The organism is Cupriavidus sp. FW306-1B-F12B (assembly GCF_058781795.1).
In genome coordinates, this window is sequence record NZ_JBYSXC010000007.1 from 160077 (window position 1) to 177111 (window position 17035).

At 68.3% G+C, this 17035-nt stretch carries 14 protein-coding genes and 1 tRNA gene; 4 read left to right on the plus strand and 11 right to left on the minus strand.

Annotation, left to right across the window (positions count from 1 at the left end; translation table 11 throughout):
• Positions 1-79: 79 nt before the first annotated feature.
• From AC3WLE_RS14350 to def, 10 genes are all read right to left on the minus strand, one after another.
• Positions 80-700: a LysE family translocator gene (locus tag AC3WLE_RS14350; protein ID WP_492357067.1), complete on the minus strand. Its 621-nt coding sequence runs from the start codon at positions 698-700 to the stop codon at positions 80-82.
• 107 nt (positions 701-807) lie between these two features.
• The gene (locus AC3WLE_RS14355) at positions 808-1299 is read right to left on the minus strand and encodes a hypothetical protein (RefSeq protein ID WP_492321565.1); all 492 of its coding nucleotides are present in this window, start codon (positions 1297-1299) and stop codon (positions 808-810) included.
• Positions 1300-1592: 293 nt separating this feature from the next.
• Positions 1593-1668: transfer RNA gene (locus tag AC3WLE_RS14360), tRNA-Phe, on the minus strand.
• 60 nt (positions 1669-1728) lie between these two features.
• Positions 1729-2439, minus strand: coding sequence for a response regulator (locus AC3WLE_RS14365; protein WP_492352659.1), 711 nt, complete (start codon positions 2437-2439; stop codon positions 1729-1731).
• Positions 2440-2491: 52 nt separating this feature from the next.
• Positions 2492-4924, minus strand: a complete 2433-nt coding sequence (locus AC3WLE_RS14370; RefSeq protein ID WP_492321567.1) for a sensor histidine kinase — start codon at positions 4922-4924, stop codon at positions 2492-2494.
• Positions 4921-5814 carry a DUF4390 domain-containing protein gene (locus AC3WLE_RS14375; RefSeq protein ID WP_492352657.1) on the minus strand — a complete coding sequence of 298 codons (894 nt, stop codon included), beginning with the start codon at positions 5812-5814 and terminating at the stop codon, positions 4921-4923. Before AC3WLE_RS14375 ends, AC3WLE_RS14370 begins: the two co-directional genes overlap by 4 nt.
• Before the next feature lie 9 nt (positions 5815-5823).
• Entirely contained in the window at positions 5824-7224 is a 1401-nt protein-coding gene (gene rsmB / locus AC3WLE_RS14380) for a 16S rRNA (cytosine(967)-C(5))-methyltransferase RsmB (protein ID WP_492321569.1), read from the minus strand.
• A gap of 133 nt (positions 7225-7357) precedes the next feature.
• Complete coding sequence (gene htpX, locus AC3WLE_RS14385) at positions 7358-8218, minus strand: zinc metalloprotease HtpX (protein ID WP_010811323.1); 861 nt, start codon at positions 8216-8218, stop codon at positions 7358-7360.
• A 200-nt stretch (positions 8219-8418) separates the two neighbouring features.
• Positions 8419-9432, minus strand: coding sequence for a methionyl-tRNA formyltransferase (fmt, locus tag AC3WLE_RS14390; RefSeq protein ID WP_492363580.1), 1014 nt, complete (start codon positions 9430-9432; stop codon positions 8419-8421).
• Between the two features lie 152 nt (positions 9433-9584).
• A complete protein-coding gene (def, locus tag AC3WLE_RS14395) occupies positions 9585-10091 on the minus strand; it encodes a peptide deformylase (RefSeq protein ID WP_010811325.1) in 507 nt (168 codons plus the stop codon).
• 160 nt (positions 10092-10251) lie between these two features.
• Between def and AC3WLE_RS14400 the strand changes: the two genes are divergently transcribed.
• The 4 genes from AC3WLE_RS14400 to AC3WLE_RS14415 all read left to right on the plus strand — a co-directional run bounded on the left by AC3WLE_RS14400 (position 10252) and on the right by AC3WLE_RS14415 (position 15948).
• Positions 10252-11433: a LysM peptidoglycan-binding domain-containing protein gene (locus tag AC3WLE_RS14400; RefSeq protein WP_492357070.1), complete on the plus strand. Its 1182-nt coding sequence runs from the start codon at positions 10252-10254 to the stop codon at positions 11431-11433.
• 7 nt (positions 11434-11440) lie between these two features.
• The gene (gene dprA, locus AC3WLE_RS14405; RefSeq protein ID WP_492321572.1) at positions 11441-12640 is read left to right on the plus strand and encodes a DNA-processing protein DprA; all 1200 of its coding nucleotides are present in this window, start codon (positions 11441-11443) and stop codon (positions 12638-12640) included.
• Positions 12641-12708: 68 nt separating this feature from the next.
• Positions 12709-13113 carry a thioredoxin family protein gene (locus AC3WLE_RS14410; RefSeq protein ID WP_011616267.1) on the plus strand — a complete coding sequence of 135 codons (405 nt, stop codon included), beginning with the start codon at positions 12709-12711 and terminating at the stop codon, positions 13111-13113.
• A gap of 147 nt (positions 13114-13260) precedes the next feature.
• Positions 13261-15948, plus strand: a complete 2688-nt coding sequence (locus AC3WLE_RS14415) for a DNA topoisomerase III (RefSeq protein WP_492352653.1) — start codon at positions 13261-13263, stop codon at positions 15946-15948.
• A 73-nt stretch (positions 15949-16021) separates the two neighbouring features.
• Here the strand turns inward: AC3WLE_RS14415 and AC3WLE_RS14420 are convergent, their stop codons facing one another.
• Positions 16022-16969: a LysR family transcriptional regulator gene (locus AC3WLE_RS14420; RefSeq protein ID WP_010811330.1), complete on the minus strand. Its 948-nt coding sequence runs from the start codon at positions 16967-16969 to the stop codon at positions 16022-16024.
• Positions 16970-17035: the final 66 nt, after the last annotated feature.

Here is a 17035-nt window from a genome sequence, read left to right on the forward strand (position 1 = left end):
CGCATGGAGCGCGTCAATGCGTGGCCGCTTTGTTGTGTGCAGACGCGCGGTATCGAATCGCCGCCCTGGCCGCGGGCCGCTACCGGTTGCTGGCCGCCAGCCGCAGGCCGAAGCCGACCAGCGCGATCCCGGCCAGTCGCGTTGCCAGCGTGCGCGCGAACGGCAGCGCCCGCAGCCGGCTGGCCACTGCGTTGCCCGCCAGCACCAGCGCTGCCTGGTAGGCAAGGCTGAGCACCGTGACGTGGGCCATCATCGCCGCCAGCGTGGCCGGCGACGCATCCGGGCGCAGGAACAGCGGGAAGAACGCGACGAAGAACAGCACCACCTTGGGGTTGGTCAGGCTCACCGTGAAGCCCTGGCGCAGGTATACGCGCGCAGACTTGCGCGGCTCGGGCGCGCCGGCGTCCGTGGCAAAGCGCGTACGCAGCAGCTGCACACCCATCCAGCACAGGTACGCGGCACCGAACCATTGCAAGCCGTGGAACAAAAGCGGATTGGCCTGCATCACCGCCGCCAGTCCCGCCACCGCGGCGAGCATGTACACGAGGTCGCCCAGCAGCGTGCCGCAGACCGCTCCCATGCCGGCCGCCACGCCATTGCGCGCGGTGGCGTTGAGAATGGCGATCGTGCCCGGCCCGGGGATCAGCTGGAACACCAGGATGGCGAGCACGAAGCTGGTGTAGTTCTGGATGTCGAACATGGCGGCCTGGCAGTGTTGGATGCGAGCGCGGGATGCTTCGCTGCCGCCATGTTAGTGCAGCCTGGCTTATCGCGACAAAGGGAATGGCTTCACCGCCGCAAGGCGCCTCAGCGCAGCAGGAACGCGATGTCCTCGACGCGGATCTGTGCCACCGGAATGCCCTTGCGGCGCTGGAACAGGATGTGCTGCTGCACGCGGCTGCGCTGCTCGGCAAAGGCCGCGGGATCGATCGGCGCGCCCAGGCGCATGTAGTGCTGCACCAGCAGCTTGTAGGCGCGGTGGCGCACCTGCATGGCCTCAGTCTCTGCGCGCAGCCGCCGGATCTCTGCCGGGCTGCGGTCGATTGCCTGGTGCAGCTCTTCGACCGTGCGCGCATGCAGCTCGCGGTAGACGTCGCGCTCGGCCTCCATCTGGTGCAGCTCGTCGCGCAGCGCGCGGATCTTGTGCTGCAGCTTCAGCGTTTGCGAGACCGCCTGCTGCACCCGCCCCGCCGCTCCCAGCGCGTGGCTGGCCGCGGCCATGGTGCTCTTCCACAACCCGCGCTCGTCGCCCGCAGTCTGCGGCGGCCAGCGGTTGTTTGTCCCGATCAACGTATCCATCAGACCCCCCGGTAAGAAAGTAAGCCCTGGACCGGGTGTCCGCGTTATGGGTGCGGCTTGGCCGGCTCGGTCCGCGCCGCCGGGCGGCAGCGCATCAGGGCATCGTAGAGATACATAGATCGGCTGCCAAGTAGAAGATATTTACTTCTGGGTTGGCTGTTGCGCGTTGCTGGCGTTGAGCCGGGATGTGTACGCCGTTGCGGCGACAGGACGGGGACGTGAGTCCGGATGCGTTTATGACACTGCGCCCCAATGCAAAAAGCCCGGCTGCGGGAGCCGGGCTTTTCTTGTTCTGGTGGCCTGGGACGGAATCGAACCGCCGACACAAGGATTTTCAATCCTCTGCTCTACCGACTGAGCTACCGGGCCAAAGAAGCGAAACTATAACTGGACTTTTTTGGTCAGTCAAGCGTCATGTGCGTCACAGCCTCATTGCTCGGCCGGCTCGGGCTTGTTGCGGCCCAGTTCGACGCCGAGCTGCTTGAGCTTGCGGTACAGGTGGGTGCGCTCCAGCCCGGTCTTCTCGGCCACGCGGGTCATGCTGCCGTGTTCGCGCAGCAGGTGGTATTCGAAGTAGGCGCGCTCGAACAGGTCGCGCGCTTCGCGCAGCGGCATGTCGAAGGAGAACTGCATCTCGGCCTCGGGCACGCGCGCGGGGCTGCCGTTGGCGGCGGCCTCGGCGGTGGCCTCGGGCACGATCTCTGACGAACCGGGTTCGGCAGACGGTGCCGTGGCGGGCGCGGCGGTGGTGGCCGAGCTGCTGCGCGGGCGTTCGATGCCGCGGGCCAGGCCCTGCTCGACCGCGGACAGCAGCTTCTGCAGTGCGATCGGCTTCTCAAGGAAATTGAGCGCGCCGATCTTGGTCGCCTCGACCGCCGTATCGATGGTGGCGTGGCCCGACATCATGATGACGGGCATCGTCAGCTGTCCCTGCGCGGACCATTCCTTGAGCAGGGTCACGCCATCGGTATCGGGCATCCAGATATCGAGCAGCACGAGGTCGGGCGTACCCGCTGCGCGGTATTCGCGCGCTTGCAGCGCGTTCTCCGCGAGTTCAACCACGTGGCCTTCGTCGCTGAGGATCTCCGAGAGCAGCTCCCGGATTCCCATTTCGTCATCGACTACGAGGATCGTTGCCATACTTCCCCTCTTAACCCCACCGCAGCGTTCCGGGACCGGACGCCATTGTTGACTATGTCAGTTTAACGAACAGGATCGAGATCTGTGCACCGACGATCTCCGCACCTTCCATGCGATTGCGCATCTCGATTCGCGCGCCGTGTTCGTCAATGATCTTCTTTACCATCGCGAGCCCCAGGCCCGTGCCCTTGGCTTTCGTGGTCACGTAGGGCTCGAACGCACGGCTCAGGATTCGTGGCGCAAAACCGGGACCATTGTCCGCAATGGTGAGCTTGACGGCCTGCCGGTTTTCGCCGGCAGAATCTTTGTATTCTACAGTCTCGGTGTTCAGAGTGATATGGGGCGCCGCCCTACCGGCCGCGACGTTCTCGGTGGCGGCATCCTGTGCGTTCTGCAGCAGGTTGTGGATGACCTGGCGCAACTGCGTCGGATCGCCCTTGATCTCGGGCAGCGCCGTGCCCAGCGTCGGATGAATCACCGGATGCTCGTGCACTGCGGGATCATCGATGCCATACAGGTGCAGCACTTCCGCCACCAGGCTGTTGAGCTGCAGCGACTGCAGCACCGCGGGCGGTGTGCGCGCGTAGTCGCGGAAGTCATCGACCATGCGCTTCATCGCGGCCACCTGGTTGACGATGGTGGCGGCGCCACGCTTGAGCACATCGGCGTCGGTGCCTTCGAGCTTGGGCGAGAGCTTCATCTGCAGGCGCTCGGCCGAGAGCTGGATCGGCGTCAGCGGGTTCTTGATCTCGTGCGCAAGGCGCCTGGCCACCTCGCCCCAGGCCACCGAGCGTTGAGCGGAAATCACATCGGAGATATCGTCGAAGACGATCACGTAGCCGGGCTCATCGCGCTCGCCGCCGGGCAGGCGTGCGCCGCGCACCAGCAGCGTAAGCGGCTGTTCCTCGCCCTGCGGCAGCTCGATCTGCTTCTGCCAGTGCTCGGCGCCGCCCAGCACCTCGCTGGTGTTCTGGTCCGAGAAGGCCTGGCGCACGATCTCGCCGAACGGCCCCATGCCAGGGATCTGCTCAACCGGCAGGCCCAGCACCGCGCCGAACGGCTGGCGGAAGATGCGCTCCGCGCCCGGATTGGCGGTAATCAGCACGAAGCGGCGGTCGAACACCAGCACGCCGGCGGTCAGGTTCTGCAGCACGCTTTCCAGGTAGGCCTTCGATTGCTCGAGCGCGGTGCGGTTCTCTTCCACCGCCAGCCGCGCCTCGGCCAGCTGGCGCGTCATCTGGTTGAACTGCTGCGTGAGCATGCCGAGCTCGTCGCGGCTTTTCAGTTCGCGCTTGGGCGAGAGGTCGCCCTCGGCCACTTCCTTGGTCCCCTGCAGCAGCATCAGCAGCGGCCGCGCCAATTGCCCGCCCAGCAGCAGCGCCAGCATCACCGCGATGAACACGGCCAGGAACAGCGTCAGCGTCAGCGTGCCGATATACATCTTGCGCAGGCCGGTGCGGCCCAGCGCCTTCTCCTGGTATTCCTGGTATGCGCGCTGGACCTCGTCGGCATTGCGCGCGAGCACCGCCGGCACCGGGTGCAGCACCTGCAGGTAACGCTCTTCGCGCACGGTCTCGCCAACCAGGCCGAAGCCGCTCGACGGCGATTCCTCCGGGCGGCGCTCGACGGACAGGCCGGAACCGGCCCAGCGCGGCGGCTTGGCCAGCGCGCGCGGGGCGCTGCCGCCTGCCGCGTCATCCTGTGCCGTGGTCGGGCTGGCGCCCAGCGGAATGATCACGCGCAGCCGGTACAGGTGGCTGCTGTCGACGCGCTCGGGGCTCGGGCTGCCGTCGCCCGACGGGTCGGTGCCGCCCTCCACCGCCGCGTAGCCGCCGGCCAGCCGTGCCTGTTCGGCCAGCACGCCCGAAGGCAGGTCCGGCACCAGCGACGCGTAGTTGCTGGACGCCGTGGCCAGCACGCGGCCGCTGCCGGTGAAGATGGCGGCTTCCTGGACGCCATACTGCTCGCGCAGCCGGTTCAGCTGCAGCGAGGTGGCCACGCCGGAGGCGCCGGCGAGCTGCTCGGCCATCAGGCGTGCCTTGACCTGCAGGTCGGCGAGCGAGCTGTCGATGGTGGAGCGGCCCAGGTTCAGGCCGGCCTCGAGCGCGGTTTCCACGCGCACGTCGAACCAGGACTCGATGCTGCGCGAGACGAACTGCAGCGATACCAGGTAGATCAGCACGCCGGGCAGCACGCCCACCACGCCGAAGAACACGGCGAGCTTGGTCATCAGCCGCGTGCCGAACTTGCCGCGGCGATAGCGCAGCCACAGCGTCAGCGCCAGCGCACCCACGATCAGCACCAGCAGGGCGCCGATCACCAGGTTCACCTTGAACAGCAGCGTGAAATAGCGATCGAAGAATTCGGTGTTGGCCGATGCGCCGGCCAGCAGGCCCACCAGCACCAGCGCCAGGAAGACGATGATCCCGGCCACGACGCGGTACAGCACGCGCCGGAACCGGCTGTCCCACAGCGAGTTGTTCATGGCTGGCTCGAGGCGGGCTGCAGCAGCAGTGCGGGCGACAGTCCGTACGACACCGTCTGCATGGTCAGGCCGCGTGAGTCAATGGCAGCGGCAGGCGCCGACGCAGGCGCGGGTACGGCGGGCGAGGCCGGCAGCGCCGGCGATGCGGGCCCTGGGGCCGGCGCGGGCGGCGGCGGCGCTGCGGGCGGCGGGGGTGGCGGCGCTGCGTTCAGGTCCGTCGGCACCGTATAGGCGAAGCGCCGCCAGTCGGAGGCCAGGTTCCATTCACGCGTGTTGACGGCGTTGATCTGGAACGGCTTGGGCAGTTGCGACAGGTCCAGCCGCATGCGCACTTCCGCGTGGTAGGTCTCGCCCGGCTTGACCACATTGCGCTCGAACACGCGCCAGCCGCGCACGCGCTGGATGAACTGCAGCGCGCCCTTCAGGCGCGTGAACGGCAGCTGCAGGCCGCCGGTGGAGACACGGTACTGGCGCGTCAGCGGCTGGTACGACAGGCGCACGCTGCGGGTGGTGTTGACCGGCTTGTCGTCGAACCAGTACCAGCGCGAGCGCGAGAGCTGGAAGTCGACCGCGAAATAGAGGGAGATGCCCTTGTGCAACGCGTCTTCCAGCGCGGGCGGCAGGTCGAAGTCGAAGCTGGCGGCGAGCTCGAAGCCGCCGTCCTGGAACTCGATGCGCGCCTCGGTGGCCTCGATGACCTGCGCGCGCGCGACGGGCGGCAGCCACAGTAGCGAGGCGAGCGCCAGCACCAGTGCCAGCCACCACTGCGCCAGCAGGCCACGCCTGCCCGCGCTGCCGGGGCGCAGATGCAGGCACGCCCGGTCCGCGGCAGCGTCCACGTTCGTGTCCACCATGACGCGGAAGTCTGACAGGCGCGGCGTGCTCAGCATCGGATCAGATCAGGCGCGTTTCTGGAAGCGGGCGTAGAAGAAGCCATCATGATCCGACGGCAGGCTGGTGCCGGCAGTGGTGTCCTTTTCGCCATTGGCGCCGGCGGCTTGCGTGGCATGGGTGCCGGGCAGCAGCTGCCCCGGCGCCTGCAATCGTATCGCATCTGCCAGCTGTGCACCAAACCAGCGCGCCTGCTCCTCGCCTTCCGTTGGGAAAATAGAACAGGTGACATAGACCAGGATGCCGCCCGGTTTGAGCAGCGGCCACAGTTGCGAGACGATGCGGCGCTGCTCGGTGATGAGCTTGGCAATATCGGTCTCGCGGCGCAGCCAGCGGATATCGGGATGGCGCCGCACAATGCCCGAAGCCGAGCACGGCACGTCGGCCAGGATGCGGTCAAAGGGCTGGCCGTCCCACCAGTCGGCGGGCCGGCTGGCATCGCCGACCACGATCCGCGCTTGCTTGCCCAGGCGCGCCAGGTTCTCGGCGATGCGGGTGGTGCGCTGCGGGTCGCTTTCCACCGCGGTGACTTCAATATCGGCCAGTTCCAGCAGGTGCCCGGTCTTGCCGCCGGGCGCCGCGCAGGCATCCAGCACGCGCATGCCGTCGGCCACCTCGAGCAGCGGTGCGGCCAGCTGCGCGCCGGCATCCTGCACCGAGACCACGCCTTCGGCAAAGCCCGGCAACTGCGTCACCGGCACCGCGCGCACCAGGCGCACGGCCTGCGGGCCGACCACATGGCCAGCCAGGCCGGCGTTGGCAAGATCGGTCTGGTACTGCTGCACGGACACGCGCGCGGTGTTGACGCGCACCGTCATCGGCGGGCGCACATTGGCGCTGGCGGCCAGGGCCATCCACTGGTCCGGGTAGGCCTCGCGCAGCATGCGCAGCCACCACGGCGGCAGGTTCCAGCGCGCCTGCTCGTCGCGGTTGACCTCGGCCAGCAGCGCCTTGCGTTCGCGCAGGAAACGGCGCAGCACCGCGTTGACCAGGCCGCGCGCATGCGCAGTCTTGGGTTCGGAGGCGGCGGCGCTGACTGCCTGGTCGACCACGGTGAAGGTGCTGTAGCCCGGGCGGCCGGCGTCCGCGCCGTCCTGCTTGTCGCGCGGGCCCGGTGCGTGCTCCAGCAGCAGCGCCAGCGCCACCGCCAGCAGCGAATCGACCTGCGCGCCCGGCGGGCGCGTGACCAGCTTTGTCACCAGTGCGCGTGCCGTGCCGAACTGGCGCATGGTGCGATAGGCGATGTCCTGCAGCGCGCCGCGCGTGGCGGCATCCTGCACGCGGTCCAGCCGCAGCTGCGCGGCGGCGTCCTCGATCGCCTGGGGCAAGGCTGTGCCTTCGCTGACGGCGCGCACCGCGGCGGCGGCGCCAAGCATCTGGAAGGCAAGCGAATCGGGAGGCAGGCGCATATCGGTCAGGCGGCGGATCAGGCGTTGGAATCGGGAAGCAGGCCGGCGCGGGCACAAAAAAAAGCCCGCCGGTCCATGCGGAACAGCGGGCAGTTTACCCTGTGCGGGGGCCCTGCCCCGGATTTCCGGCCGCTCAGGCGGGATAGGTGCCGGTCTGGGCCATCTGCATCAGGCGCGCGATGCGCTCCTCGGTGGCCGGGTGGGTCGAGAACAAATTGGCGATGGCGCCGCCCGAGAGCGGGTTCATGATCATCATCTGCGCCGTGGCCGGGTGTTCTTCGGCCGCCTGGAACGGGATGCCCTGGGCGTAGCGGTGGATCTTGTCCAGTGCGCTGGCCAGTGCCTGCGGGTCGCCGCTGATCTCGGCGCCGCCGCGGTCGGCTTCGAATTCACGTGCGCGCGAGATTGCCATCTGGATCAGCGATGCCGCCAGCGGGGCCAGGATTGCCACGGCAATGCTGGCGATCGGGTTGCTGCGGTTGCCGTTCTCGTCGCGGCCGCCGAAGAACATTGCCATATTGGCCAGCGCCGAGATCGCACCGGCCATGGTGGCGGCGATGGTCGAGGTCAGGATGTCGCGGTGGCGCACGTGCGCCAGTTCATGTGCCATCACGCCGCGCAGTTCGCGCTCGGACAGCACCCGCAGGATGCCGGTGGTGGCCGCCACCGCGGCGTGCTCCGGGTTGCGGCCGGTGGCAAAGGCGTTGGGCGCGTCTTCGTTGATCAGGTACACGCGCGGCATCGGCAGGCCGGCGCGCTGCGCCAGGTCCTGCACCATGCCGTAGAACTGCGGCGCGCTGCCGGCGTCGACTTCCTGCGCGTTGTACATGCGCAGGACCATCTTGTCCGAGAACCAGTAGGAGAAGAAGTTCATGCCCAGCGCAAGCAGCAGCGCCATCATCATGCCGCTGCGCCCGCCGATCATGCCGCCGATGACGATGAACAGCGCCGTGATGGCCGCCATCAGCATGAAGGTCTTGACCCAGTTGAACATTGCGGTGATCTCCGTGTAATCGTGAGGCGCGTCCCGGGGGAAAGCGGGCGCGATGACCGTTAGATAGGGGGCGATACCCGAAAATTCAACGGCTGTTCAACGGCTGTTCAACGGTTTCAGGGGGGAGCCGTGGCCGCTTGCGCCGGCCGGGGCGGTGCCGCCGGCACTTATGCCGCCATGTGCGGCCAAGGCCCGTCCGATCATGCCTGCGCGGCGCCGTTGCCGGGTACCGCGCAGCGCGTGCCCGGCGGCAGCGGCAGGGCCTGCAGGAACTGCTGCGCCGGCTGGCGGCGCCCGCCCGGCTTCTGCAGCTCGGTGACCTGCAGTGCGCTGCCCTCCCCGCAGGCGATGATGATGCCGGCGGCGTCGGCCGCCAGCACCGTGCCGGGCGGATGCGGCAGGCTGCTGGCGGCGGCCAGCGGCACGGCCTGCCAGCACTTGATCACGGTATCGCCGACCTGCACCGTCGCGCCCGGGAAGGGGTTGAACGCGCGCACCTGGTTGGCCAGCGCCGCGGCCGGGCGGCGCAGGTCCAGCGGGGCCTCGTCCTTGGCGATCTTCTCGGCGTAGGTGACGCCTTCGGCCGGCTGCGGCGTGGCGGCCAGCGCGCGGCCGGCGGCCAGCTTCTGCAGCGCTGCCACGGTCATGCGCGCGCCCAGCGCGGCCAGCGTGTCGTGCAGCGTGCCGGTGGTGTCGTCCGGGCCGATCGGCACGGCCTCGCGCGTGAGCATGTCGCCGGTGTCCAGGCCTTCGTCCATCTGCATCAGCGTGATGCCGGTCTCGGCATCGCCCGCCTCGATGGCGCGGTGGATCGGCGCCGCGCCGCGCCAGCGCGGCAGCAGCGAGCCGTGGATATTCAGGCAGCCCAGGCGCGGCAGGGCCAGCACCTCGGCCGGCAGGATCAGGCCGTAGGCGGCCACCACCATCACGTCGGGGGCGGTGCCGGCGAGCGCGTCGATGGCCGCGGCGGCGTCTTCCGGGTACTTGCCCTGGCGGCGCAGCGAGCGCGGCTGCAGCACCGGCCCAAGGCCGCTGGCGGCGGCGAACTGCTTCACCGGGCTGGCCTGCAGCTGCAGGCCGCGGCCGGCGGGGCGGTCAGGCTGCGTCAGCACCGCCACGACGGGAAAACCGGCGGCGTGGATAGCTTCCAGCGCGACGCGCGCGAACTCGGGCGTGCCGGCAAAGGCGACACGCAGGGGTCTGGCTTGGGACATGGCAGGTTCCGTGGCCTGAAACAGGACCGGCCGCTATCGCGGCCGGTTCTTTTGTTCTTCGGAAGTCATAAAGATAACAGACCCCGCGCGGGTGCCGCGCGCTGGCGGCGGGATTCCGGGCGGGCTGTTACATCTTTGTGGAAGGGCGCCGCTTACATGCGGGTGCGCTCGCGCTTCTGCAGCTTGCTCTTGATGCGGTTGAGCTTGAGCGGCGACAGGTATTCGACAAAGACCTTGCCGCGCAGGTGATCGATCTCATGCTGGATGCAGACAGCGAGCAGGTCGTCGGCCTCGAGCTCGAAGCTCTCGCCCTTCTCGTTGAGCGCGCGCACGCGCACCCGGTCGGGGCGCTCGACGCGGTCATAGACCTCGGGCACCGACAGGCAGCCCTCTTCCCAGACCTTGCGGTTGTCGCTGGCCCAGACGATCTCCGGGTTGATAAAGACCTGGAGCTGGTCGCGCGTTTCCGAGACGTCGATCACCACCACCTGCTCATGCACGTTGACCTGCGTGGCGGCCAGCCCGATGCCGGGCGCTTCGTACATGGTTTCAGCCATGTCCTTCACCAGCTGGCGGATGCGGTCGTCCACTGCCGCAACGGGTTTGGCAACGGTGTGCAGACGGGGATCGGGGTAGGTCAGGATATCGAGTTTTGCCATGATGCTCAGGCGCAACGCCGGCCGCTGCCGGCAACCGGGCCGCGTTGCGGCGGCGGGTGTTTACATGCAGAATCGGGGCGCAAGTACAAAAATTCAAGGCGCGCCGAAACAGGCACGCTCTCCCGGGTCAATCCGGCCGAACCACCGGCCGGTCAGGAAAATGCGCGATCTTACCAAAGAACTCCAGGCGGCGTCGGGCCGCAGGCTGCACGCGTTCATCCCTAAGCTTGCCTATGCGTTGTTGAGTGTCGCCGGCTTCACTGCCGCGGCCACGCTTCCGGCCCTGGCCGCGGACCTCACGGTCACGCCGGCACAGCAGGCCGAAGCCCAGCGCACGGCCCAACAGGGCATCCCCGTTTCAGACCTGGCTGCCAATGCGCCGTCGCAGTACACCGTGCGCACGGGGGACACGCTGTGGGGGATCTCGGGCCGCTTCCTGCGCCAGCCATGGCGCTGGCCTGAGCTATGGGGCATGAACCAGCAACAGATCCGCAACCCGCACCTGATCTATCCGGGACAGATCCTGTACCTGATCCAGCGCGACGGCCGCGCCTGGCTGTCGACCACGCCCGCCGGCAGCGGCACGGTGCGCCTGTCGCCGCAGATACGCGGCAACGCCGCCGACGGCGCCGCCATCCTGAGCATCGCGTCCTCCGATATCGAGCCCTTCCTGATCCGCCCGCTGGTGGTCGACCAGGATACGCTGGCCACCTCGGCGCGCATCGTCGCCGTGTCCGAGTCGCGCGTCATCCTTGGCCGCGACGACACCGGCTATGCGCGCGGCATCCCCGCCGACGCGCCGCAAGGCAGCGACTGGCAGGCCTACCGCCCGGTCACCCCGGTGCGCGACCCCGTCTCCAACGCCGTGCTCGGCTACGAGGCCGAATACGAAGGCAACGTGCGCCTGGCGCGCGGTGCGCAGGGCCCGGATGCGGTCTCGACCATGCAGGTCACGCAGGCCAGGCAGGAAATGGGCGTGGGCACGCTGCTGATGCCGCAGCCCGCGCGCGAAGCGGCGCGCTATGTGCCGCACGCGCCCGATACGCAGCTCGACGGCCGCGTGGCCAAGGTCTATGGCGGGGTCGAGTTCGGCGGCGCCAAGCAGGTGGTGGTGCTCAACCTCGGCAGCCAGGCCGGGGTCGAGCCCGGGCATGTGCTCGCGCTGTCGCGCACCGGCGAGACCGTCGCCGACAAGACCGACAGCAACCGCGCCATCCGCCTGCCTGATGAGCGCTACGGCCTGGCCTTTGTCTTTCGCGTGTTCCCGGGGGTGTCGTATGCGCTGGTCACCGACGCCTCCAACGTGATCGCGGTCGGCGACCGGGCGACCTCGCCGCGCTGAGCCGGCCTTGGCGACATCGCAGGCGGCCCCGGCGGCCGCCGCTTCCCTTTGCCATGCCGGCGCTGCCCGGCAGCTCACCATGCGCGATCCCGACGAGCTGAAGGCGTGGCTGCAGCTCGCCTGCGCGCCCGGCGTCGGCCCGGTCACGGTGCGCCTGCTGCTGACCGCATTCGGGTTGCCGCAGCAGATCCTGGCGCAGAGCGTGGCAGCGCTGTCGTCCGTCGTCCCCAAGAAACACGCCCGCGCGGTGCTGGCCAGGCCCGGCACCGGGCTGCCGGCACTGGTCGAACGCACTCTTGCCTGGCTCGGCACGCCCGGCAACCACTTGGTCACGTTTGGCGACGACGCCTACCCTGCCCGCCTGTTCGACCTGCCCGACCCGCCGCCGCTGCTATATATCAAGGGCGATCCCGCGCTGCTGGCGCGTCCTGCGGTGGCCATCGTCGGCGCGCGCGGCGCCACCGAGCAGGGCAAGCGCGATGCGCAGGCGTTTGGGCGGGCGCTGTCCGAGTCGGGGCTGGCGGTGGTCTCGGGGCTGGCGCTGGGCGTCGATGCCGCCGCCCATGCCGGCGGGCTGCAGGGTTGCGGCGGTACCGTCGCTGTTACGGGTACGGGGGCCGACCGGGTCTATCCGGCCGAGAACCTGGCGCTGGCGCACGAAGTGGCCGCGCGCGGCGCCATCGTTACCGAATTCCCGCTCGGCATGCAGGGCCTGCCTGCCAACTTCCCGCGCCGCAACCGCATCATCGCCGCGCTGGCGCGCGGGGTGCTGGTGGTGGAGGCCGCGGCGCGCTCGGGCTCGCTGATCACCGCACGGCTGGCGGCCGACCTGGGGCGCGAGGTATTTGCGGTGCCGGGCTCGATCCACGCGCCGCTGTCAGCAGGCTGCCACCTGCTGATCCGCCAGGGCGCGAAGCTGGTGGAGCGCGTGGAGGATGTGCTGGAAGAGATCAACCTGCTGCCGGCACCTGCCCGCCCCGCTGCCGCGCGCGTTCCCGCGTCCGTACCGGAGCAACCAGATCTTTCTGACTTTGCCGGCCACGCCGACCCCCTGCTGGCCGCTCTCGGCTACGATCCGGTTACGCTGGATGCGCTGTGCGAGCGCAGCGGCCAGCCGCCGGAAGCCGCCGCGGCGCGCCTGCTGGAACTGGAACTGGCCGGGCACGCCGAGCGTCTACCGGGAAACCTGTTCCGGCGGCTTGGGTGAGCTGCAGCGCAATACCGATACAATCGCCGGCAGCCCGCGTGCCGCGGGCGCCTCATGTTTCCGATGCCATGACCGTTTACTTTCCAGAACGTGACGCAGGCGCCATTGCCGGGTGCCTGGCAGCGCGGCCGCAGGGCCGCCTGGTGGCCTGCCTGTGCGCGCAGTGGTGCGGCACGTGCCGGGACTACCTGGCGGCGCTGACCGCGCTGGCCTCGCGCCATCCGGAGGATTGCTTCGTCTGGATCGACATCGAGACGCACGCGGATGCGCTTGGCGATATCGATATTGAGAATTTCCCGACGCTGCTGGTGCAGCCTGCGTCGGGCGGCACGCCCCAGTTCTATGGCACCCTGCTGCCGCACATCGAGGTGCTGGAACGCATGCTGAGCCGCGGTGCGGCGATGCCGGCGAGTGCCGAAGACGTGCCGCAGGTGCTGGACTGGTTGCTTGCCGGGGGGAGCAGCGCCGCCTAGGCGGCGACTGGGTCGGCGGCGGGGCTTGCTTGCACCGCCGTCGAAAGCGCGCTTATTATTGGCGCCTCATAGCCCCCCGGCGTTCTGATTACTTCGTTTGTAGTGCAATTCGCGGGTTGCCGGATGCAGCTCGCAAGGACCCTTCCCATGTCAAAAGCCCTCATCATCGCGGAAAAACCGTCGGTCGCGGCGGATATCGCCCGTGCCCTCGGGGGGTTTACCAAGCACGACGAGTATTTCGAGAGCGACGACTACGTGCTGTCCTCCGCCGTCGGCCACCTGGTCGAGATCGCCGCGCCGGACGAATACGAGGTCAAGCGCGGCAAGTGGAGCTTCGCCAACCTGCCGGTGATCCCGCCGCATTTCGACCTGCGCCCGATCGCCAAGACCGAGTCGCGCCTGAAGGTGCTGAACCGGCTGATCAAGCGCAAGGACGTCACCGCCCTGATCAACGCCTGTGACGCGGGGCGCGAAGGCGAGCTGATCTTCCGGCTGATCGCGCAACAGGCCAAGGCCAAGCAGCCGGTGCGCCGGCTGTGGCTGCAGTCGATGACGCAGCAGGCGATCCGCGATGGCTTCGCCAGCCTGCGCGAAGACGAAGACATGCTGCCGCTGGCCGACGCCGCGCGCTGCCGCTCCGAGGCCGACTGGCTGGTCGGCATCAACGGCACCCGCGCCATGACCGCCTTCAACAGCAAGGGCGGTGGCTTCTTCCTGACCACCGTGGGCCGCGTGCAGACGCCGACGCTGTCGATCGTGGTGGAGCGTGAAGAGAAGATCAAGCACTTCGTGCCGCGCGACTACTGGGAAGTGCGGGCCGAGTTCATCGCCGCCGCCGGCCTGTATGAAGGCCGCTGGTTCGACCCCAGGTTCAAGAAGAGCGAGTTCGATCCCGAGGCGCGCGAATCGCGCCTGTGGAGCGAGGCCGAGGCCAAGAGCATCGTCGCCGCCTGCCGCGACAAGACCGGCACGGTCACCGAGGAATCCAAGCCGTCGACGCAACAGTCGCCGGCGCTGTTCGACCTGACCACGCTGCAGCGCGAGGCCAACTCGCGCTTCGGCTTCTCGGCCAAGAACACGCTGGGCCTGGCGCAGGCCCTGTATGAAAAGCACAAGGTCCTGACCTACCCGCGTACCGATGCGCGCGCGCTGCCCGAGGACTACCTGGACACGGTCAAGCAGACCATGGACATGCTGGCCGACAGCTCGCCCAACTACCTGCCGCACGCCAAGAAGATCCTGGCCCAGGGCTGGGTCAAGCCGAACAAGAAGATCTTCGACAACAGCAAGATCAGCGACCACTTCGCCATCATCCCGACGCTGCAGGCGCCCAAGAACCTGTCCGAGCCGGAGCAGAAGCTGTACGACCTGGTGGTGCGCCGCTTCCTGGCGGTGTTCTTCCCGGCGGCCGAGTTCCAGGTCACCACCCGCATCACGGAAGTCGCCGGCCACCACTTCAAGACCGAAGGCAAGGTGCTGGTCAACCCGGGCTGGCTGGTGATCTACGGCCGCGAGGCGCAGGGCGACAAGGACGCCGCCAACCTGGTGCCGGTGGCCAAGGACGAGAAGGTCAAGACCGACAAGGTCGAGAGCGTCGGCCTGACCACCAAGCCGCCCGCGCGCTACAACGAAGCCACGCTGCTGTCGGCGATGGAAGGCGCCGGCAAGCTGGTGGACGACGACGCGCTGCGCGAGGCCATGGCCGGCAAGGGCCTGGGCACGCCGGCGACGCGCGCGGCCATCATCGAAGGCCTGCTGACGGAAAAATACCTGGTGCGCGAAGGCCGCGAGCTGATCCCGACCGCCAAGGCGTTCCAGCTGATGACGCTGTTGCGCGGCCTGGGCGTGCTGGAACTGACGCAGGCCGAGCTGACCGGCGAATGGGAGCACAAGCTCTCGCAGATCGAACGCGGGCGCATGAAGCGCGACGAGTTCATGCTCGAGATCGCGCAGATGACGCAGCAGATCGTCAAGCGCGCCAAGGAATACGACAGCGACACCATCCCGGGCGACTACGCCACGCTGGACACGCCGTGCCCGCAATGCGGCGGACAGGTCAAGGAGAACTACCGCCGCTTTGCCTGCACCGCGTGCGAGTTCTCGATCAGCAAGATCCCGGGCGGGCGCCAGTTCGAGATCGAAGAGGTCGAAGAACTGCTGCTGAAGAAGGAAATCGGTCCGCTGCAGGGCTTCCGCAGCAAGATGGGCCGTCCGTTCGCCGCCATCCTCAAGCTGGGCAAGGACGACGAAGGCCATTACAAGATGGAATTCGACTTCGGCCAGAACGACGACGACAACGACGGCGAGCCGGTCGACTTCAGCGGCCAGGAGCCGGTGGGCACCTGCCCGAAGTGCGGCGGCTCGGTGTTCGAGCACGGCATGAAGTACGTCTGCGAGAACAGCACGACCAGCCCCAAGAGCTGCGACTTCACCACCGGCAAGATCATCCTGCAGCAGGAAATCAGCCGCGAGCAGATCGGCAAGCTGCTCACCGACGGCAAGACCGATCTGCTGACGGGGTTCAAGTCGTCGCGCACCGGCCGCAACTTCAAGGCCTTCCTGGTCAAGCAGCCGGACGGCAAGATCGGCTTCGAGTTCGAGGCGCGCGAGCCCAAGGCGGGCGCCAAGACGGCGGCGAAGACCACGGCCAAGGCGGCATCGAATGGCACGGCCGAGGCGGCGCCGGCAACCAAGACGGCAGCGAAGACCGCGGCCAAGACGCCAGCCGCCAAGGCTCCGGCCACCAAGGCACCGGCCAAGAAGGCGGCAGCCAAGAAGGCCCCCGCCAAGACCGCCGCGGCCAAGAAGTCGCGCGCGGCGGCCGCCGGCGAGTAAGCGTCAGCGCGTCACGGCAAAACGCCCGGCATCACCGGGCGTTTTGCTTTGGCTGGCTCGGCCGGGCAGCCGCTCAGGTGCGCACGGCTTGCGCGCCGTGGCTGGCGGCTGGCGCCGGCTGCGCTTCCTTGCCCCGTACCTGCCCTTCTTCGAGCAGGAAGTCGATAAAGGCGCGCACCTTGGTCGGCAAGAACTTGCGGCTCGGGTAGACCACGCTGACGTCGCGCCGCGGCAGCTGGTATTGCGGCAGCACATGCACCAGCTTGCCGGATTCGATATTGGGACGCGCCAGGTAGGACGACAGCATGGCCACGCCCATGTCGGCCAGCGCCGCCTGGTGGGCCAGTTCGGCATTGCTGCACAGCAGCCCGGGGCGGATCGGCACGGTCACCTCGCCTTCCGGGCCCAGCAGCGTCCATTCGTGCTCGGCGCTGGGCAGGCGCATGGCAATGCAGCGGTGGTGGCTGAGTTCATGGGCATGGCGGATCGGCGCGTGCGCCGCCACGTAGCCCGGCGACGCGCACAGGATCACCTCGGCCGACAGCAGCGGGCGCGCCACCAGGTGCGAGCCCAGGCCCAGGTCGGACAGCATCACGGCCACGTCGCGGCCTTCTTCGACGATATCGACATTGCGGTCCGACAGGATCACGTCGAACACCACGTCCGGATACAGCTGCTGGAAGCGCGCCAGCAATTCCGGCAGCAGGTGCAGGCCGAACATCACCGGGGTGACCAGCCGCAGCGTGCCTGACAGCGACTGGCTGCGCGCCGTGACCACGCTTTCGGCTTCTTCCACGTCTTCCAGGATCTGCTGGCAGCGCTGCAGGTAGGTTTCGCCGGCGTCGGTCAGCGACAGGCTGCGGGTGGTGCGGTTGAGCAGGCGCGTGCCCAGATGGCTCTCCAGGTCGGCCACGTAGCGCGTCACCACCGCGTTGGACATTTCCAACTGCTGCGCTGCACGCGCGAAGCTTCCCAGTTCCACCACCTTGGAAAACACACGCATCGATTGCAGGCGATCCATGACACAGTCTCCCGGTTCTGCGCTGAATTCTTACGTAATCAGCCTATTTTATTGTTCGAATCAAAA

What these genes read in the sequence shown, in the direction of transcription:
- AC3WLE_RS14350 (WP_492357067.1), bottom strand. Translation starts at nt 700, where the DNA reads ATGTTCGACATCCAGAACTACACCAGCTTCGTGCTCGCCATCCTGGTG.
- AC3WLE_RS14355 (WP_492321565.1), bottom strand. Translation starts at nt 1,299, where the DNA reads ATGGATACGTTGATCGGGACAAACAACCGCTGGCCGCCGCAGACTGCG.
- AC3WLE_RS14365 (WP_492352659.1), bottom strand. Translation starts at nt 2,439, where the DNA reads ATGGCAACGATCCTCGTAGTCGATGACGAAATGGGAATCCGGGAGCTG.
- AC3WLE_RS14370 (WP_492321567.1), bottom strand. Translation starts at nt 4,924, where the DNA reads ATGAACAACTCGCTGTGGGACAGCCGGTTCCGGCGCGTGCTGTACCGC.
- AC3WLE_RS14375 (WP_492352657.1), bottom strand. Translation starts at nt 5,814, where the DNA reads ATGCTGAGCACGCCGCGCCTGTCAGACTTCCGCGTCATGGTGGACACG.
- rsmB (WP_492321569.1), bottom strand. Translation starts at nt 7,224, where the DNA reads ATGCGCCTGCCTCCCGATTCGCTTGCCTTCCAGATGCTTGGCGCCGCC.
- htpX (WP_010811323.1), bottom strand. Translation starts at nt 8,218, where the DNA reads ATGTTCAACTGGGTCAAGACCTTCATGCTGATGGCGGCCATCACGGCG.
- fmt (WP_492363580.1), bottom strand. Translation starts at nt 9,432, where the DNA reads ATGTCCCAAGCCAGACCCCTGCGTGTCGCCTTTGCCGGCACGCCCGAG.
- def (WP_010811325.1), bottom strand. Translation starts at nt 10,091, where the DNA reads ATGGCAAAACTCGATATCCTGACCTACCCCGATCCCCGTCTGCACACC.
- AC3WLE_RS14400 (WP_492357070.1), top strand. Translation starts at nt 10,252, where the DNA reads ATGCGCGATCTTACCAAAGAACTCCAGGCGGCGTCGGGCCGCAGGCTG.
- AC3WLE_RS14410 (WP_011616267.1), top strand. Translation starts at nt 12,709, where the DNA reads ATGACCGTTTACTTTCCAGAACGTGACGCAGGCGCCATTGCCGGGTGC.
- AC3WLE_RS14415 (WP_492352653.1), top strand. Translation starts at nt 13,261, where the DNA reads ATGTCAAAAGCCCTCATCATCGCGGAAAAACCGTCGGTCGCGGCGGAT.
- AC3WLE_RS14420 (WP_010811330.1), bottom strand. Translation starts at nt 16,969, where the DNA reads ATGGATCGCCTGCAATCGATGCGTGTGTTTTCCAAGGTGGTGGAACTG.